This window comes from Marinobacter sp. NSM, from assembly GCF_052380025.1.
Lineage (GTDB): Bacteria > Pseudomonadota > Gammaproteobacteria > Pseudomonadales > Oleiphilaceae > Marinobacter.
This window is the reverse complement of the sequence record NZ_JBQTCK010000003.1, coordinates 401,624-417,634: the sequence shown is the minus strand read 5'-3', so window position 1 is coordinate 417,634 and position 16,011 is coordinate 401,624. Positions and strand designations below refer to the sequence as shown.

The window sequence follows — 16,011 nt, the reverse complement described above, 5'->3', positions numbered from 1 at the left end:
ATCAACGGCCGGGAGGCTACCATGGCGCACAGCACTGACAAGTTACAGACCGTACCGGACATCCGGGACATGCTGACCCGGTTGATTTCGCTGCCCTCCATCAGCAGCGCATCACCGGACTGGGACCACAGTAACGAAGCGGTTGTAAGAACCCTGGCCGAATGGCTGGAGCCCATGGGGTTTGCGGTGGAAATCCTGGAAGTGCCGGGTATGCCGGGCAAATACAACCTGATTGCCACGCTTGGCAGCGGCCCGGGCGGGTTGGTGCTGTCTGGCCATACCGATACCGTACCGTTCGATGACAAGCGTTGGCAAAGTGATCCGTTCACCCTGACCGAAAAGGACAATCGCTGGTACGGCCTGGGCACCTGCGATATGAAAGGCTTCTTTCCGCTGGCCATTGAAGCGGCCAAAGCTTTTGTCGACCAGCCGCTTCAGCAACCACTGATCATCCTCGCCACAGCGGACGAAGAAAGCTCCATGAACGGCGCCCGGGCACTGGCGGAGGCCGGCAAACCGAAGGCCCGGTATGCGGTCATCGGCGAGCCGACCAACCTCAAGCCGGTGCGCATGCACAAGGGCATCATGATGGAGCGGCTGCGGTTTGATGGTCAATCCGGCCATTCCTCCAACCCGGACCTTGGTCGCAATGCCCTGGAGGGCATGCACGAGGCCCTGGGGGAACTGCTGAATCTGCGCACGGAATGGCAGGAACAATACCGAAACCCCAACTTTAAAGTGCAGGTACCGACGCTGAACCTGGGCTGCATTCACGGGGGTGACAACCCGAACCGGATCTGCGCTCAGTGCGAACTCCACTTCGATTTGCGTCCGTTGCCGGGGATGAACATGGAAACCCTGCGCCAGGCGATTCTCAACCGGATGCAGCCCCTGGCAGAACGTCGGCAATTGAACCTGACTTTCGAGCCCTTGTTCGACGGTGTGCCGCCGTTTGAAACGCCGGCAGACGCGGCCCTGGTCAAAGCCTGTGAAACGCTGACCGGCCATACCGCCCACGCGGTTGCCTTCGCCACCGAGGCGCCCTGGCTGCAGAAGCTAGGCCTGGAAACCCTGGTGATGGGACCAGGTTCCATTGACCAAGCGCATCAGCCGGACGAGTTTCTTGAGATGGCGCAATTACAGCCCACCGTGGATATTCTGCGCGGTCTGATCAAGCAGTTTTGTCTGTGATGGAAGGGGAAAAAGGTTTGAAATCGAACGAATGGCTGCACGGATTCCGCCACTCATCTCCGTACATCAATGCTCATCGCGGCCGAACCGTCGTGCTGACCATGCCCGGCGATGCCATTGAGCACCGGAACTTCATCAATATCATCCACGACATTGCCTTGCTCAGCAGCCTGGGTGTGCGCCTGGTGGTGGCCTTTGGTGGCCGCCCGCAGATCCAGTCCCGGCTGGACGACGCCGGTCTTGAATCGGCCTTTGCCCGCGGCTTGCGCATCACCCCGGATAATCACTTGCCCCTGGTCATGGAAGCCATCGGGGGCTTGCGGGCCTATCTGGAAAGCCAGTTGTCCATGGGCCTGGTTAACTCGCCCATGCACAATGCCAGAATCCGGGTCACCAGCGGCAACTATGTTACTGCCAAGCCGGTGGGGGTGCTGGATGGCGTGGATTTCGGCTACACCGGGAAAGTGCGCCGGGTGGATACCCGGGGTATTGAACAGCTGCTGGAACAGGGCCACATCGTTCTGTTGCCGCCCATGGGGTACTCGCCCACCGGTGATGCTTTCAATCTGTCTTACGAGGACGTTGGCAGCCAGGTGGCGGCTGCCTTGCAGGCAGAAAAACTGATCGTGTTCATCGATGACGAAGGCCTGCTTGAGGAAGACGGTTCGCTGATTCGGGAGCTGTCGGCTCGCCAGGCATCGGAACGCCTCAATACCAATGTGGTGACCGGCCATGACGCGGCACTGCTCAAAGCAGCCTGTGATGCCTGTGTGAAGGGCGTGCGCCGGGCCCACATCATCAGCTACGTGGAAGATGGCGCATTGCTGGAGGAACTGTTTACCCGGGATGGCTCCGGTACCCTGGTCAGCGGCGATAACTACGAGCAGATCCGCCAGGCCAGGGTGGAAGACATCGGGGGTATTCTGGAGTTGATCCAGCCCCTGGAAGAGCAGGGCATCCTGGTGCGCCGCTCCCGGGAAATGCTGGAAACCGAAGTGGACCGCTTCGTCGTGGCTGAGCGGGATGGCACCATCGTTGGCTGTGCTGCCCTGTATCATTACCCGGACGAAGGTACCGGTGAACTGTCCTGTTTTGCGGTCGACCCCTCCTACCGGCGCGCCGGGCGGGGAGATGATATTCTGGCGATGATTGAAAAGCTGGCGAAGGGGCAGGGCATCCGCAAACTGTTCGTACTGACTACCCAGACCGAACATTGGTTCCGGGAGCGGGGTTTTCTGCCCACGGCGGTGCAGGATTTGCCCGGGCCAAAGCTGGCGTCCTACAACACTCAGCGCAACTCAAAGGTGTTCTACAAACCGTTGTGACAGGGCACTGAGCTGTTGTTCCCGCTCCTCCGGCGTGGCCCTGGACAAGGTCTTGACCGAGTCATAGAACTGTCCGAAGTCGTAGTGGTGATCCCGCAACAATTGCCGGAATGCCGGCACATGCTGGTTGTATTGCTGGAACAGAGCCAGGTTGGCGTTGTTCAGGCGCACCGGCGGTGTGCCAAATGGGCCAGGCTCCGGGTAGTGTTCTGATAGCTCGGCGTAGGCATGGGCCAGTTCCTCCAACAGGGTTGCCTTGCGGCCCCTTAGCACGTCGGCGGCCAGTACCTGTTGTTGCTGATAGAGCTGTCGGAGCTGTGCGCCGACGTCGTTGACCAGGTCCAGGGTCCGATTACGGTGCTCCAGCCGCTGCAGGGCGCGGTCAAAACCGGCTTCGGACGCCTGCTGTTCCAGCCAGATTCTCAGGCCTTCCAGTTCAACGGCGGTGGCAAAGCTTTCGTTAAACGCGGTGTCTTCCTTGATATACACCACCTGATGGGCCAGTTCGTGAAACATCAGTGCCACCATGCGATCATCTGGCAGGCTGGTAAAACCGGTGTGCAGAGGGTCATTGAACCAGCCCAGGGTAGAGTAGGCAGTGACGGCGCCGATGAAGGTGTCGTAATCCTGTGCGTTGAACCGGGCCTGCTCCTTGCGCGCCCGCTCCAGATTGAAGTAGCCTCGATAGGCCTGGCATCCCACCACGGGATAACACCACTGGTGAGGGTCCAGCGAGAATTCGGGTACAGCAACCAGGTTGACCACAACCCAGGGCTGGTCCAGCTCAACGTATTTGGTAAAGGCCTTGCCGACGGGTAGCTGAAGTACGTCATTTGCGAAGGTGCGTGCGGACTGTGCAACGGCCAGTTTGCGTTTCAGTTCCGGGTCGGTTTGTGGGTCGCGGGCAACCGATTCCACGGTTTGTCCCCGCAGCATCAGTGAAAGATGGCCGCCCACTGCCTGGCCATAGTAGCCAATGGTCGAACACCCCTGGAGCCCTGTTAACAGTAGCAAAAGAAGATAGATCTGACTAAGCTGTCTCATGTATCCGTACGTTGTGATTGATGGTCTTTCCGGCTCTGCCCTGGTGCTCGTCGTGACAGGCTCGCTGGCTGTTTTCCGGGGCTGGCTATACTCTTTTTATCATAACAGCAGATCACAGCCACTAACTCAGGGATGTTCGCCAGGGCGACGGTCATTGGCGACCAGGCCGGCTTATCAATTGGTCAGGTAGTTCATGGATCCGAGAGAACGTCGTAGCAGTACCCGACAGCCCATTAAACTCGCGGCACAGATCGACGCAGGTGGCGGTAATACCTGGCCCTGCCAGATTGCTGATTTTTGCGCCGAAGGCCTGTTCATCCGCTATTCCGGTGAAACCTCCCGAAAACTGGACCGGGTGTTCGATCAAAGCCAGCCGTCCGAGCTGGTGGTTCGGTTTCGAGGTGTGGACGGCCAGCGCCGATATGAATTGCATGTCAGCCCCGTGCGGCGCATAGATGGCGCTATGGGGGTGAACTTCACCCGCTCCAATCCGGACGCCCTGAATGCCATGCTGCAGCTTTGCGGCAGCAGTGGTGATCAGGCCAGGTCGTCGTTGCGGGCGCCCAGTGAGCGGTTGCAGTTTGTGCTGCATCAGTCTGCCAAAACCGTGACCAGTTTCATCGAACCGCTGATGGATGCCTGTTTCGTGCAGATGGTCGATGCGCTCCGCAAGGCTGCCCAGAAGGCTCCCAGCGATCAGTTGGCTAATGAGTATATGGACGCCTCAGGGCAGCTCCAGGCACGCCAGAGGATTCTTTGGCACCATATGGCGAGGTTTCTGGAATCTCCTCTGAAACCAGCCCAGAAGGGGGTGCCGGGGGCTGAGTTGTCTGTGGTCGACAAGAACGAGTTCGAAGACTGGCTGACCATCCGGGTAATGGTCACTCGGGCCGATACCCAGTACCGGGGCGACCTGCTTCAGCTCAAGCTGCGACTGGACAAGCTCGGTATTGCCAATCGCACCGGCCACCACAACCCGCTTGGGCCAGCGCTGGTCTGTGAGGCCTTCCATCATGCCCTGTTACAGCTCAAGGCAACCAGAGAGGTGGAGAAAGTCTGCCTGAAGACCTTTGAGCAAACCGTGCTTAAACAACTGGCGCCGCTGTACCGGGAATTGAACAACATTCTTATTCGTCATGGCGTGCTGCCAGACCTGGACCTGTCCAAATACCTCAGTGAGCAGGCACCGCCAAAGAACGAGTCCACGCCTGCGCCGACAGTCACCAGGCCAGAAGAGACCCCAGCCGAGAGCCCGGTTCAGCCCATCGAGGAATCCCGCGCCACGCCCGCAAGCCGAGCCCTGAAAAGCCGGCTATCCGGTGAATTCCGAGGCTACGCCCAGGCCGCCCAGACGGCGTTTTCCACCGTTCGCAATCTGCTCACAACCCTGCAGGCAAGCCGGGTTTCCCGAGGGGAAAGTCCCCGGGAGGACTTTGCCCCCAATGCGCGCCCACTGTCGACCGGTGAACTGCACCGGGAATTGCAGGAGTTGCAGGTACGCGCGGCGGGCCCGGAAGAATCCGCCGCCCCGCTGAAAGAGCGGGTGGTCGAGAAGATCAAGGAAATCGGCGAAGCCCGGCTGGATGACGAGCAGCAGCAAACCCTGGATGTCGTTGATCGCTTTTTCAAAAGTGTCGTGGAAAGCCCCAAACTCAGTGACTATGTGCAGGCCCGGATGCGTCAGCTGGAAGTGCCGGTGCTCAAGGTGGTGATGCGGGATCCGGCGTTTTTTGAGGATCAGGACAGCCCTGTCCGCGGCGTGATGAACCGTTTGGCCCAGCTGGGGGTCAAGGGTGGCCGCCTGAACCCGGTGGTCCAGCGACGGGTCGACGAGCTGGTTCAGCGCATTGCCACGGATTTCGAGCAGGACACCGGCGTGTTTGAACAGACAGTGACCGAGCTGGACACCCTGATTGACCGGCAGAATCTGGTCTACCGCCGGAACGTCGAGCGTGTAACGGCAGCGGCCGAGGGTGCCCAGAAGGTGTCTGAGTCCAAGGCGGCGGTGAGCGCCGCGATTGATCAGCGCATTGCCGGTCGCAAGGTTCCCCGGGCGCTGGTCAGTTTGCTGGAAGGCGGCTGGCGGGACCTGTTGTCACTGACCTGGATTCGCCAGGGGCCAAACAGTCAGCTCTGGCAGGACTACCTGGCGGTGATTGATTCGCTGCTGGCCTTTGCCGATGATCCGGAGAGCAGTATCAACCTGCCGGAGCTTCTGCGGCTGATCCAGGACGGCCTGGCGTCGATATCCAGCAATCACATGCCGTCTTCCCAGATTCGCGATGAATTGAAGCAATTCCTGGTTCGCAGGCCCGACAAAACCCCTGAGATGGTCGAAGTGCCGCCGGCAAAACCAGCGGAGAAAGACCCGCAAACCCTCAACGAGCGGGAACAGCGCAGCCTTCAACGCTGGATCAACCGGTCGCAGCAGCTGCGTACCGGCGACTGGCTGCGGGACCAGACCCGGCCTGACGAACCCCAGTATATCCGGCTGGTCTGGATCGCCCGGGGCTTTAGCCGCTTTGTTTTTGTCAATCATCAGGGCATGCGGGTGGTTGAGCTGGAGCTGGACGCGCTGGCCCGACAGATGCGCAAAGGCATTATTGTGCCGGATAACCAGTACGACCGACCGCTGGTGGATGAAAGTATCGACCGCATGGTCCGCAACGTTTATGACCAGCTGTCCTGGGCGTCCACCCATGACGAGCTGACCCGTTTGCTTAACCGCCGGGAGTTTGAACGGATGCTGGAGCAGCAGTTGGCCCGTCGTGAAGACAGCCGCACTCTGTTGCATCTGGACCTCCGTGGCTTCCGGTTGCTCAATGATACCGCTGGCTACCAGGCCGGTGACGAAACCCTTAAACAAGTGGCAGAGCTGTTGTGCCGCCATGTGGGTGATGGCATGCCGGTGGCGCGCCTGGCCGGCAATGAATTCGCCATGCTGGTTGCGGAAGAGCAGGGCCAGGATGTGGCCGCGGCCCTGATCGAGGCCATTGAATCGGCTGAGTTTGCCTTTGGCGGCCGCCAGTATACGTTGTCGGCCAACGTTGGCCTGGTGGCCGAGTTGCCGGCTCTGGTGAGTGCCGAACGCTGGCTGAGAAGTTCGGAGCAGGCGTTATCCCAGGCCCGGAAAATGGGGCCGGGCAAGATCGCCGAATTTACTCTGGATGCCGATGACCAGGCCCGCCAGGAGCAGATCGCCGCGCGCGTCGCCAGCCTGTCGGATCCGGATGACGAACGCATGCTGCTGCGCTGTCAGAAGATCATACCGCTTCATGCCGAGGCCCGGATGACGGCCCAGTATGAGATTCTGATCAGCATGTACGATGACAGCGGCGCCCTGATAACCGGCCAGGATTTTGTGCGCATGGCTGAGCGCTATGATCGCATGCAGGCGGTGGACCGCTGGGTGGTTGGGCATATGCTGGACTGGCTGAGGGACCAGGCACCGGACCCCCGACACGTCGGTGGCGTGTGTATCAACCTGTCTGGGTATTCGTTGAATGATCAGAGTTTGCTGGAATTTATCTACGAGAAGCTCAGTGAAAAAGACGCGCCCATCGAACGGCTGTGGTTTGAGCTGACCGAGGCGTCCGCCATTAATGACGTGCAGGCGGTGGCCGACTTTATCATGGAGATGAAAGAACTTGGCTGTCGATTCTGTCTGGGTAATTTCGGCAGTGGGCCGAGTTCATTCCACTTCATGCGTTCCCTGCCGGTGGATCTGATCAAGATCGACAGTGCCTTTACCGGCCAACTGGTGTCGAGCCAGACGGACCAGGCGATGGTGAGGTCCATGGTGGACATGGCGCACTACATGAACCGGGAAGTGATTGCCTCCCAGGTTGAATCCCGTGACGTTCTGGATATGCTCAGACAGCTGGGCGTGGACTATGCTCAGGGCTTTGTTGTTGAAAAACCACGCTTGCTCACCAGCCTGACCTGATCCGGGAAATTGCTCATTATGTCCAAACGCCACCCTATCATTGCGGTGACCGGCTCTTCCGGAGCCGGTACGACAACCACCAGCCAGATATTCAGGCGACTGTTTGCCAGTGAAGAGTTGAAGGCCGCCATGGTGGGTGGCGACAGTTTTCACCGGTATACCCGGGAGCAAATGGCCCGGCTGGCGGCCAAGGGGCAGTTTGGCGAGCGTAACCACTTCGCCCTGGCGGCCAACCATATTGATCGCCTGGAAGCCTTGTTCTATGACTACAGCCATACCGGTAATGGTCGATACCGGCAGTATGTTCACGATGAGGATCGCCAACTGGTGGAGGCGGGCCATAAACCGGGGACGTTCACTTCCTGGGGGCCATTACCGGCCGATACAGACCTGCTGTTCTACGAAGGACTGCATGGGGGAGTGATCAGCGACAATTACAACATAGCTCAGTATGTTGACCTGCTGATCGGCGTGGTGCCCATTGTGAACCTGGAATGGATCCAGAAAATTCATCGGGATACCAATCAGAGGGGGTATAGCCAGGAGGCGGTGGTGCAAACCATCATCAATCGTATGGACGACTACGTGCACGACATCGTGCCCCAGTTTTCCCATACTCATATCAACTTTCAGCGGATACCGCTGGTGGATACCTCCAACCCCTTAGTCGCCAGGGACGTGCCCAGTGAAGATGAAAGCATGGTGGTGATCCACTTCCGGGATTCCAACGGGGTGGATTTCTCCTGGCTGTTACAGGCCATTCCCCAGAGTACCCTGTCTCGCCACGACACCCTGGTGATTCCCGGGCCAAAGATGGCGTTGGCCATGGAGCTGATCATCCGCCCCATGATCCAACGCCTGATGTCGGGCCGAACCTTCGCGTGATGCTCAGGCGGCGGTCAAACGGCCGGTCTGGTAGTCCCTCAGGGCCTGCTCGATTTCCTCACGGGTATTCATCACGAACGGCCCGTACTGAACAATCGGCTCACCTATCGGTCGGCCCGCAATCAACAGCATCCGGGCACCGGATGCGCCAGCGGCCAGCAGGATCTCGTCGCCGTCATCCAGCAGGTTTGCAGCCGATAGCCGAAGTTGGGTTTGCGCCTCACCAGTAACCAGGCTCGCGTTGCCCTCGTAGAGGTACAGCATGGCGTTCAGGGGCTGTGCCACGGGCAGCGAAAGCTGGGCGTTGGGCTCAAGGTGAATGTCGGCGTACACCGGCTCGGTGCTGCCTCCGGTCACTGCTCCGGATATCTGCACACCGCTGACACTCATCTCCCCCGCAATCAGCTTCACCGAGGCTCCGGGCTGATTGAACACCGGGATATCTTCCGGCTGGATGTCCCGGTAGCCGGCGGGTTTCATCTTCTCGGCTGCCGGCAGGTTCAGCCAGAGCTGAAAGCCCCGCATGACGCCCGATTCCTGCTGCGGCATCTCTGAATGCACGATACCCCGGCCGGCGGTCATCCACTGCACACCACCATTACGAAGGTTGCCCCGGTTGCCCAGGTGGTCTTCGTGCAGCATGTGCCCTTCGATCATGTAGGTGACTGTCTCGAAACCCTGGTGCGGGTGCGCCGGAAAGCCGGCAATGTAGTCCTGGGGCTGATCCGAACCAAACTCGTCGAGCATCAGGAACGGGTCCATGCGAATAGCCTGGCTTTGACCCAGTGAGCGTTTGATTTTTACGCCGGCGCCATCAGAGGTGCCAAGGGCGGGAATAATCTGTTTCAGGGAGCGAAGCGTCATGTCGTCCTCCTCTCGTTGATGATAGTTCTATTAAACCGGGGAGAGACGAAGGATGAAAACGCAGAATTCTGGCGGGACAGATCAAAAAAACTGAAGAAGAACAGCGGTGGCAACTGGCCACCGCTGTTCAGGGTTATTCCACGTTTCGGGAATAGAAGATTTCCAGCATCTCACGGCGCAGTCGGTCTTCGATGGACTGGGCTTCGGCCGGGTCCAGTTCGCCGGCATTCACACCGAACACGTAGTTATCCAGGTTGAACTCTTTCAGCATCATCTTGGTGTGGAACAGGTTCTCCTGATACACATTCACGTCGATCATCTGATAGGCGTTCTGGGTGTCCTCGGTCAGGTAGTTCTGGATCGAGTTGATGTCATGGTCGATGTAGTGCTTGGTGCCATCGACATCACGGGTGAAGCCACGTACCCGGTAGTCCACGGTGACCACATCGGAATCGAAGCTGTGGATCAGGTAGTTGAGCACTTTCAGGGGCGAGATCAGGCCACAGGTAGACACGTCGATATCGGCGCGGAAGGTGCTGACGCCATCGTGGGGGTGGCTTTCCGGATAGGTGTGAACGGTCACATGGCTCTTGTCCAGGTGCGCCACGATAGTGTCGGGCAGCGGGCCCGGAGATTCCTCATTGTTGGCTTCGCTGTCTGTGAGTTCATGCTCGGCAATCAGCATGGTCACAGAGGCGCCGTGGGGCTCGTAGTCCTGACGGGCAATGTTGAGGATGTTGGCGCCGATGATTTTGACCACGTCAGACAGTATTTGGGTCAGACGCTCGGCGTTGTACATCTCGTCGATGTAATCAATGTAGGCTTCACGCTGTTCTTCGGTCTGCGCGTAACAGATATCGTAGATGTTGAAGCTCAGGGATTTGGTCAGGTTGTTGAAACCGTGCAGCTGGAGTTTGGTTTCCATAATAATTGCTCACCTTTTGCGCAGACCTGCGGAGAAAGTTGCGTATTATGCATACCGTGTGTGTCAATGAATAGTATCTACAATGACATTTTTGGTTACGGTGGCCCCACTGGCGGCATGGGGCGCGCTGGCTACGGAAATCGCTTACTCTGCGGCTCGGATTTCGTGACTGTGGGTGATCTCGACGCCGGCTTTTCCGAGCATGATGGACGCTGAGCAGTATTTTTCAGCAGACAGGCTTACCGCCCGCTCGACCTGCTTCTCTTTGAGGTTGTGGCCGGTAACCACAAAGTGCAGGTGTATTTTGGTAAAGACAGCCGGTACGGCATCGGCCCGCTCTGCTTCAAGTTCTGTATGGCAGGCGGTGACGTCTTGCCGACTCTTTTTCAGGATGCTCATCACGTCAAAGGCCGAGCAACCACCCACGCCCATCAGCAGCATTTCCATGGGGCGTGGCCCAAGGTTCTCACCGCCATGATCAGGCGGACCGTCCATCTGCACACTGTGGCCGCTGCCACTGGTAGCCCTGAAACTGGCGTTGCCGGTCCAGTCGACGGTTGCTTTCATCTGGTTCTCCCATGGATGATGGTTAATGGCCGGATGTGATCAAGGTTGCTCCGGAGCTTGATGGAGGATGCTAGCACAGTCTGATAGTGGCGACAGCTACCGCTTGCGACCAAAGAGGCATTGATCCCAGATACATCTTGTATCCGCTTTCGAGTTGCCGAAAGATGACCTTCTTGTTATAAGTTGCGCTGCAAACAATAAAAATCGCGAAACCCGCAAGGAAATGCGGGGCAGAAAAACATCAGGAATCGCCAGACTCTGAGGAGGCATGTCCCGCACTATGGCTACCATCGTCAAGCCGGTTGAGCAGAAAACCAAACACCTGGATTATTTCCTTTCCCAATGCCACCGTCGGCGTTACCCCGCCAAAAGCACCATTATTTATGCCGGTGACAAAAGCGACTCCCTGTTTTACATCGTCAAGGGTTCCGTCACCGTCATCATTGAAGACGATGATGGCCGCGAGATGATCATGGCCTACCTGAACGCCGGAGACTTTTTCGGCGAAATGGGTCTGTTTGACAACATGGACTCCCGCAGCGCCTGGGTCAAGGCCAAGACCGAGTGTGAAGTGGCGGAGATCAGTTACACCAAGTTCCGTGAGATCGCCCAGCAGGACCCAAGGGTGCTCTATTTCATCGGCGAGCAGATGGCGTCCCGCCTGCGCCAGACCACCCGCAAGGTTGGCGACCTGGCGTTCCTGGATGTGACCGGACGGGTGGCGCGCACCCTACTGGACCTGTGCAAGGAGCCAGACGCCATGACGCATCCGGATGGCATGCAGATCAAAATCACTCGCCAGGAGATCGGCCGTATCGTTGGCTGTTCCCGGGAAATGGTGGGCCGCGTTTTGAAAACGCTGGAAGACCAGGGCCTGGTTCGGGTCAAGGGCAAAACCATGGTGGTGTACGGCACCCGCTGAACGATTCCCCCCCTGGCAACTGCCTTAAAGGCCGCTGAATTTCAGCGGCCTTTTGCGTTTTGGGGGGCGTCCATATCAGCGATGGGCTTCGACAAATTCCCGTACCGACCGTGACACGGCCGCCGGTTCGGTGATGGGTGCCCAGTGCGTGGTATCCAGTTCCTGCAGGGTTAGCTTGCCGGTCCAGCGGGCCAGGTTCTCGGTGAGTTGGCGGCCCACATACGCATCTCGGGTGGGGATGATCACCTGTACTGGGCAGCCTGCCAGTCGCGGTTCTGGTCGCAGCAGCTTGCGGATAAAGTTGGCCCGGTAAAGTTTGACGCCATAGTGGCCGTCGGCTTTCTGGTACTCGCTGAACTGGGCATCGGCAATCTGTTCGTGTTTGCGAAGATACCCCGGCCACAAGCGGTCGAGGCCGGCCTTCCACAGGGTTTCGGGCAGCACCGGCAACTGGAACATGAACACGTACCAGGAGCTGGCCAGCTGCTTCAGAACCTTGGTGGTGCCCCCGGAGCGGGGCGCCATGATCTGGTCCCGAAACCAGTAGCCCACGTGATCCAGGCAAGGCCCCGAAATGGCGGTATAGGATCGAATGCGCCCGTCCAGGGCTCCGGTAGTCACCGTTTCCCAGCTCTGGATAGAGCCCCAGTCGTGGGCCACCAGGTGGAAGCTGCGGCCGGGTATCACCGCGTTGGCCACGGCTTTGAGGTCCTGCGCGAGCCACTTCATTCGATACGCACTGGTCCTGGCAGGCTTGTCGGAGCGACCAGCGCCCCGAACGTCGTATCGGACGACCAGATAGTCCTTTTTCAGTTGCTCGGTCACCTTGTCCCAGACACTGTGGTTGTCCGGGTAGCCGTGTACCAACACCAATGGCGTGGCCTGGGGATTACCTTCGACTCTGGCGTACAGGAGCAGGTCACCGCTGGTCACCCAATGTTCTTGTTCGATACTCACGCTGATCATTACCTTGTGGTGGCGTTGAAGTCTGATCAGGTTAGCGGTATCCGGTGGCAGGCTCTGCGGCCAAACAGGCCAGAAACCATGCCGGTGATGTCAGCCTGCCAGGGCCTGGTTTCGGCGGAGGCTTTGCTTACGGCCGGGCAAGCATTGCAGCAGGTGCTGCCAGACCACGTCAGCATTGGTTTCGTTCAGCGTTTCGTGACGCCCGCCCTCAAACAGCCGGAGGGTGACTTGTTGCACACCGGCCTCCCGAATGGCCTGAAAGTGACGGCGTATGCCCTTACCCATTTCGCCCACCGGGTCATCGGTGCCGGCGAACAGGTGAACGGGCAGGTCCGGGCGCCACTGGGCGAGATTGATCGACAGCATACCCTGGATAAAGTCTTGCCATAGCCCGGTGGTGCATTCAAATCCGCACCACGGGTCGGCCAGGTACAGATCCACCTGATGCGGGTCCCGACTGAGCCAGTCGCAGGGCGTGCGGTTGGGTTTGAACATCCGGTTAAATTTGCCAAAAGTCATTCGGGCAATGGTCTTGCTGGCGTGCCGCTTCCCACGCAGCGCCCGTATCAGGCGCACCAATAGCAGCGAGAGCCGAAGTTCAGCTGTGTGGATTCGGTTGGTCGCGCTGAGAATCAGCGTATCCAGGTTCTGGCCGTATTGTTGGGCGTAGCTTTGGGCAATGAACGAGCCCATGCTGTGCCCCAGCAGGGCGACCGGAATGCCCGGCATCTGTTCCCGGGCGTAGTGGACCACCTGGTTCAGGTCGTCCACCACTTTCTGCCAGCCGTCCGAGTCTGCGTAGTGTCCAGGGTGACCACTGCCCGGGCCATGACCGCGGTGGTGATAGCTGATGACCGCCACGCCCTGGCCGGCTAACCAGGAGGCCAGGGCAGCATAGCGGTTGCCATGTTCGGCCATGCCGTGGCTGATGATCAGGCAGCAGTTGGGTGACGGCTCTGGTTCAAACAGGGTCGCGTTGATCTGATGGTTGTCAGGGGTTGTCAGTAGCAGGGTCTGTTTGCGCATGTTCCTGGCCGGGTTCCTTTGCGGCCGGGCGTTGCCACTCCGGCGGTTTCCACAGGTGTTTGAGTCGAGACAATAGTCCGCCTGGCTGCTGCATGTCGCGGAACAGGTCCACGTATTCGTGGGTCCACAGCACAATCAGGTTATTTGAGGCCACCGGGCGGGTGATGCCGTACTCGGGCGGGTCCTTGGCATCTTCGTCCACGAAGGTGCCGAACAGTCGATCCCAGAGGATCAGCGTGCCGCCATAATTACGATCGATGTAGCCGGGGTTGCGACCGTGATGTACCCGGTGATGGCTTGGCGTGTTGAATACCTTTTCGACCCAGGCGGGCAGTCTCCCCACCAGCGTAGTGTGGATAAAAAACTGGTAGACCAGGGAAAACGCATAGGCCACGCCAATCCAGACAGGATTGAAACCGATCAGTGCCAGCGGCAGATAGAACATCCACATGCCGTTGAAAATATTGGTGGCGTTCTGGCGCATTGCGGTTGAGAAGTTCATCCGCTCTGACGAGTGGTGCACTACGTGGGCGGCCCAGAACCAGCGCATCCGGTGACTGGCCCGGTGCATCCAGTAAAAACAGAAGTCGACACCCAGAAAGGTAAGGAAGGCCGTGAGCCAGTTGAGCTCGAGGTCGAACAGTCGGAAGTGATAACACAGGGCATAAACCGGAAAAGCGATGATGCCTGCGAACAGCAGCTCTGTGGTCTGGTAGCCAGCGCCCAGGGCGAAATTCCGGACTGCCTCGCGGGTATCCATCAGCGACGGGTCGTGGCGGATTTTCAGGTATTCCCACAGGGTAACGCCGACAAAAATCGGTGTGGCTACCACAAAAATAAGCTGGCGCTCATCCAGTGCCAGCCAGGGGGCTACGGTTTGCCACAGTGCCAGCAGGCCGCTGTTTTCCAGCACCGCCTGCATCATGTCTATCAGTGCCATTAAGGAACTCCGTGTTGTTCTTGTTCAGGGTCTATCTTGGCACAATCACCGCCAAACACGCTGTCCTATTACGTCAGCGAAAGTGGCGGTTTCCGACACATCAACACCCTCAGCGATGCTTCTGGTACAGGGCTTCGATCGGCTCGAGTTTGGGGCGCCACTCTTCCAGCCAGCTCTGTACCGGTTTGGGAATACGGGCGGGTTTTGGCCAGGGCACCGGATACTGGGGCGGTTGGAACAGGGGCGCCAGCAGGGCTGCGGCGGCCAGATCTGCCCGGCTGAACCGGTCGCCCACCAGGTAGGGCCGCTGGCGGTAGATGTCGGTTAGTTCCGTGACCAGCTGTTCCAGGGTCTGTTGCGCCGCATCTGCCGTTTTCTGGTTGATCTTCATCCACTTGCGCATGATCTCATCCACCCGGCTGAAGGCCAGGCTGAGCAGAATCCGGTTATAGAATGGGGTGCCGGCGGCGAGCAAAGGAACCACCACTTTGGGCCGTTGCAGAAAGTAGTGATAGACCCAGGTTCGAATAGCAGGTCCAGCCTGTTCATCCAGCTTTTTTTCCCATTCCAGGGCTTGTTCACGAAGTATGGGGTCTTCCGGTGTCAGTGGGTTGTCGGGGAACATCTGGTCCAGATAATCCACGATCTGCGCTGAACCCTGAACGATCTGGCCGTCATGGTCCAGCACCGGCACCGAGGAATCCGCCCTGGTCATTTGCGTGATGGTTCGCGCATGTTGGCCCGGGAGCAGATTGATCGGCTTGTAGTTGACGCCTTTGTAGTCCAGTGCCCAGCGGGCTTTCTCCGAATAGTGGGAAATACAGAACTGGTAGAGCTCGACGGTCATGGGTGTGCTCCCGGTGTTTTGATGACGCAAGATTAACGCTTCTGTCAGCGATTTCCCACCAGGCGAGGCGTAGACTGTGAGGGTTGTTCCATAAATTTCAGGGGGTTATATGAGTCTTGCAAAGAATATTCTCGCTATGTTGTTGGTCACTGGGTCGTTATGGGGATGTTCCCTGTCCCAGGAACGGGTGACGGAAAAAACCATGAACCTGGCAGGGAGTCAGTGGCAGGTCGAGGAAATTGATGGTGACCCGGTTGCAGAAGGCAGTGATGTCACCATTGCCTTTACTGACGAAGGGCGGGTTTCCGGAAGTTCCTCCTGCAACCGCTACCAGGGTGGCTGGGATGCCAATGGCAACCAGCTTGAACTCTCTCGCATGGCGGCCACCCGCATGGCATGCCCTGAACCTCTGATGCAGCAGGAAAACCGGTTTTTGAAGCTGCTGGGGGATATACGGCATTATCAGTTCGAGGCTGACGGCCGATTGGTGCTTGAAACGGCCGATGGAACAAGAATGACTGCGGTACCACAGCCCAGCGGTAAGGAGTAATCCGCTCCGCTGG

14 protein-coding genes are annotated in these 16,011 nt (G+C 58.6%); 6 read left to right on the top strand and 8 right to left on the bottom strand.

Annotated elements, in window-relative coordinates:
- Nucleotides 1-21 precede the first annotated feature (21 nt).
- Complete coding sequence (argE, locus tag ACTZWX_RS09585; RefSeq protein WP_444713736.1) at nt 22-1,191, top strand: acetylornithine deacetylase; 1,170 nt, start codon at nt 22-24, stop codon at nt 1,189-1,191.
- Between the two features lie 17 nt (nt 1,192-1,208).
- Complete coding sequence (gene argA / locus ACTZWX_RS09580) at nt 1,209-2,516, top strand: amino-acid N-acetyltransferase (protein ID WP_072678107.1); 1,308 nt, start codon at nt 1,209-1,211, stop codon at nt 2,514-2,516.
- Here the strand turns inward: argA and ACTZWX_RS09575 are convergent.
- On the bottom strand, nt 2,490-3,560 hold the full coding sequence (locus ACTZWX_RS09575) for an aminopeptidase (RefSeq protein ID WP_444713735.1): 1,071 nt from the start codon (nt 3,558-3,560) through the stop codon (nt 2,490-2,492). The two genes, argA and ACTZWX_RS09575, sit on opposite strands and share 27 nt — an antisense overlap.
- A 193-nt stretch (nt 3,561-3,753) precedes the next feature.
- Between ACTZWX_RS09575 and ACTZWX_RS09570 the strand changes: the two genes are divergently transcribed.
- Both ACTZWX_RS09570 and ACTZWX_RS09565 read left to right on the top strand, forming a co-directional pair.
- The gene (locus ACTZWX_RS09570; RefSeq protein ID WP_444713734.1) at nt 3,754-7,506 is read left to right on the top strand and encodes a DUF1631 family protein; all 3,753 of its coding nucleotides are present in this window, start codon (nt 3,754-3,756) and stop codon (nt 7,504-7,506) included.
- A gap of 18 nt (nt 7,507-7,524) precedes the next feature.
- Nucleotides 7,525-8,391 (top strand): phosphoribulokinase, encoded by an 867-nt coding sequence (locus ACTZWX_RS09565; protein WP_444713733.1) that lies wholly within the window; start codon nt 7,525-7,527, stop codon nt 8,389-8,391.
- Between the two features lie 3 nt (nt 8,392-8,394).
- Here the strand turns inward: ACTZWX_RS09565 and ACTZWX_RS09560 are convergent, their stop codons facing one another.
- From ACTZWX_RS09560 to ACTZWX_RS09550, 3 genes are all read right to left on the bottom strand, one after another.
- Nucleotides 8,395-9,255 carry a pirin family protein gene (locus ACTZWX_RS09560; RefSeq protein WP_444713732.1) on the bottom strand — a complete coding sequence of 287 codons (861 nt, stop codon included), beginning with the start codon at nt 9,253-9,255 and terminating at the stop codon, nt 8,395-8,397.
- Between the two features lie 133 nt (nt 9,256-9,388).
- A complete protein-coding gene (speD, locus tag ACTZWX_RS09555; protein WP_061330812.1) occupies nt 9,389-10,180 on the bottom strand; it encodes an adenosylmethionine decarboxylase in 792 nt (263 codons plus the stop codon).
- Between the two features lie 144 nt (nt 10,181-10,324).
- Nucleotides 10,325-10,747: an OsmC family protein gene (locus ACTZWX_RS09550; protein ID WP_319634030.1), complete on the bottom strand. Its 423-nt coding sequence runs from the start codon at nt 10,745-10,747 to the stop codon at nt 10,325-10,327.
- A 280-nt stretch (nt 10,748-11,027) separates the two neighbouring features.
- On the opposite strand from ACTZWX_RS09550, the gene crp reads away from it, so the two are divergent.
- Nucleotides 11,028-11,669 carry a cAMP-activated global transcriptional regulator CRP gene (crp, locus tag ACTZWX_RS09545; protein ID WP_007153756.1) on the top strand — a complete coding sequence of 214 codons (642 nt, stop codon included), beginning with the start codon at nt 11,028-11,030 and terminating at the stop codon, nt 11,667-11,669.
- Nucleotides 11,670-11,744: 75 nt separating this feature from the next.
- Here the strand turns inward: crp and ACTZWX_RS09540 are convergent, their stop codons facing one another.
- The 4 genes from ACTZWX_RS09540 to ACTZWX_RS09525 form a co-directional block, all read right to left on the bottom strand.
- Complete coding sequence (locus ACTZWX_RS09540; RefSeq protein ID WP_072676145.1) at nt 11,745-12,635, bottom strand: alpha/beta fold hydrolase; 891 nt, start codon at nt 12,633-12,635, stop codon at nt 11,745-11,747.
- Between the two features lie 90 nt (nt 12,636-12,725).
- Nucleotides 12,726-13,661 (bottom strand): alpha/beta fold hydrolase, encoded by a 936-nt coding sequence (locus ACTZWX_RS09535; RefSeq protein WP_444713731.1) that lies wholly within the window; start codon nt 13,659-13,661, stop codon nt 12,726-12,728.
- Nucleotides 13,627-14,601 (bottom strand): sterol desaturase family protein, encoded by a 975-nt coding sequence (locus ACTZWX_RS09530; RefSeq protein WP_444713730.1) that lies wholly within the window; start codon nt 14,599-14,601, stop codon nt 13,627-13,629. The genes ACTZWX_RS09535 and ACTZWX_RS09530 overlap by 35 nt, the downstream gene beginning before the upstream one ends.
- 109 nt (nt 14,602-14,710) lie before the next feature.
- A complete protein-coding gene (locus ACTZWX_RS09525) occupies nt 14,711-15,448 on the bottom strand; it encodes a glutathione S-transferase family protein (RefSeq protein WP_444713729.1) in 738 nt (245 codons plus the stop codon).
- A 109-nt stretch (nt 15,449-15,557) separates the two neighbouring features.
- Between ACTZWX_RS09525 and ACTZWX_RS09520 the strand changes: the two genes are divergently transcribed.
- Nucleotides 15,558-15,998: an META domain-containing protein gene (locus tag ACTZWX_RS09520; RefSeq protein WP_444713728.1), complete on the top strand. Its 441-nt coding sequence runs from the start codon at nt 15,558-15,560 to the stop codon at nt 15,996-15,998.
- The last annotated feature ends 13 nt before the right edge of the window (nt 15,999-16,011 follow it).

Bases quoted from the DNA above. Each gene is read 5' to 3' on its own strand.
- argE (WP_444713736.1), top strand. From the start codon at position 22: ATGGCGCACAGCACTGACAAGTTACAGACCGTACCGGACATCCGGGAC.
- ACTZWX_RS09575 (WP_444713735.1), bottom strand. From the start codon at position 3,560: ATGAGACAGCTTAGTCAGATCTATCTTCTTTTGCTACTGTTAACAGGG.
- ACTZWX_RS09570 (WP_444713734.1), top strand. From the start codon at position 3,754: ATGGATCCGAGAGAACGTCGTAGCAGTACCCGACAGCCCATTAAACTC.
- ACTZWX_RS09565 (WP_444713733.1), top strand. From the start codon at position 7,525: ATGTCCAAACGCCACCCTATCATTGCGGTGACCGGCTCTTCCGGAGCC.
- ACTZWX_RS09560 (WP_444713732.1), bottom strand. From the start codon at position 9,255: ATGACGCTTCGCTCCCTGAAACAGATTATTCCCGCCCTTGGCACCTCT.
- speD (WP_061330812.1), bottom strand. From the start codon at position 10,180: ATGGAAACCAAACTCCAGCTGCACGGTTTCAACAACCTGACCAAATCC.
- ACTZWX_RS09550 (WP_319634030.1), bottom strand. From the start codon at position 10,747: ATGAAAGCAACCGTCGACTGGACCGGCAACGCCAGTTTCAGGGCTACC.
- crp (WP_007153756.1), top strand. From the start codon at position 11,028: ATGGCTACCATCGTCAAGCCGGTTGAGCAGAAAACCAAACACCTGGAT.
- ACTZWX_RS09540 (WP_072676145.1), bottom strand. From the start codon at position 12,635: ATGATCAGCGTGAGTATCGAACAAGAACATTGGGTGACCAGCGGTGAC.
- ACTZWX_RS09535 (WP_444713731.1), bottom strand. From the start codon at position 13,661: ATGCGCAAACAGACCCTGCTACTGACAACCCCTGACAACCATCAGATC.
- ACTZWX_RS09530 (WP_444713730.1), bottom strand. From the start codon at position 14,601: ATGGCACTGATAGACATGATGCAGGCGGTGCTGGAAAACAGCGGCCTG.
- ACTZWX_RS09525 (WP_444713729.1), bottom strand. From the start codon at position 15,448: ATGACCGTCGAGCTCTACCAGTTCTGTATTTCCCACTATTCGGAGAAA.
- ACTZWX_RS09520 (WP_444713728.1), top strand. From the start codon at position 15,558: ATGAGTCTTGCAAAGAATATTCTCGCTATGTTGTTGGTCACTGGGTCG.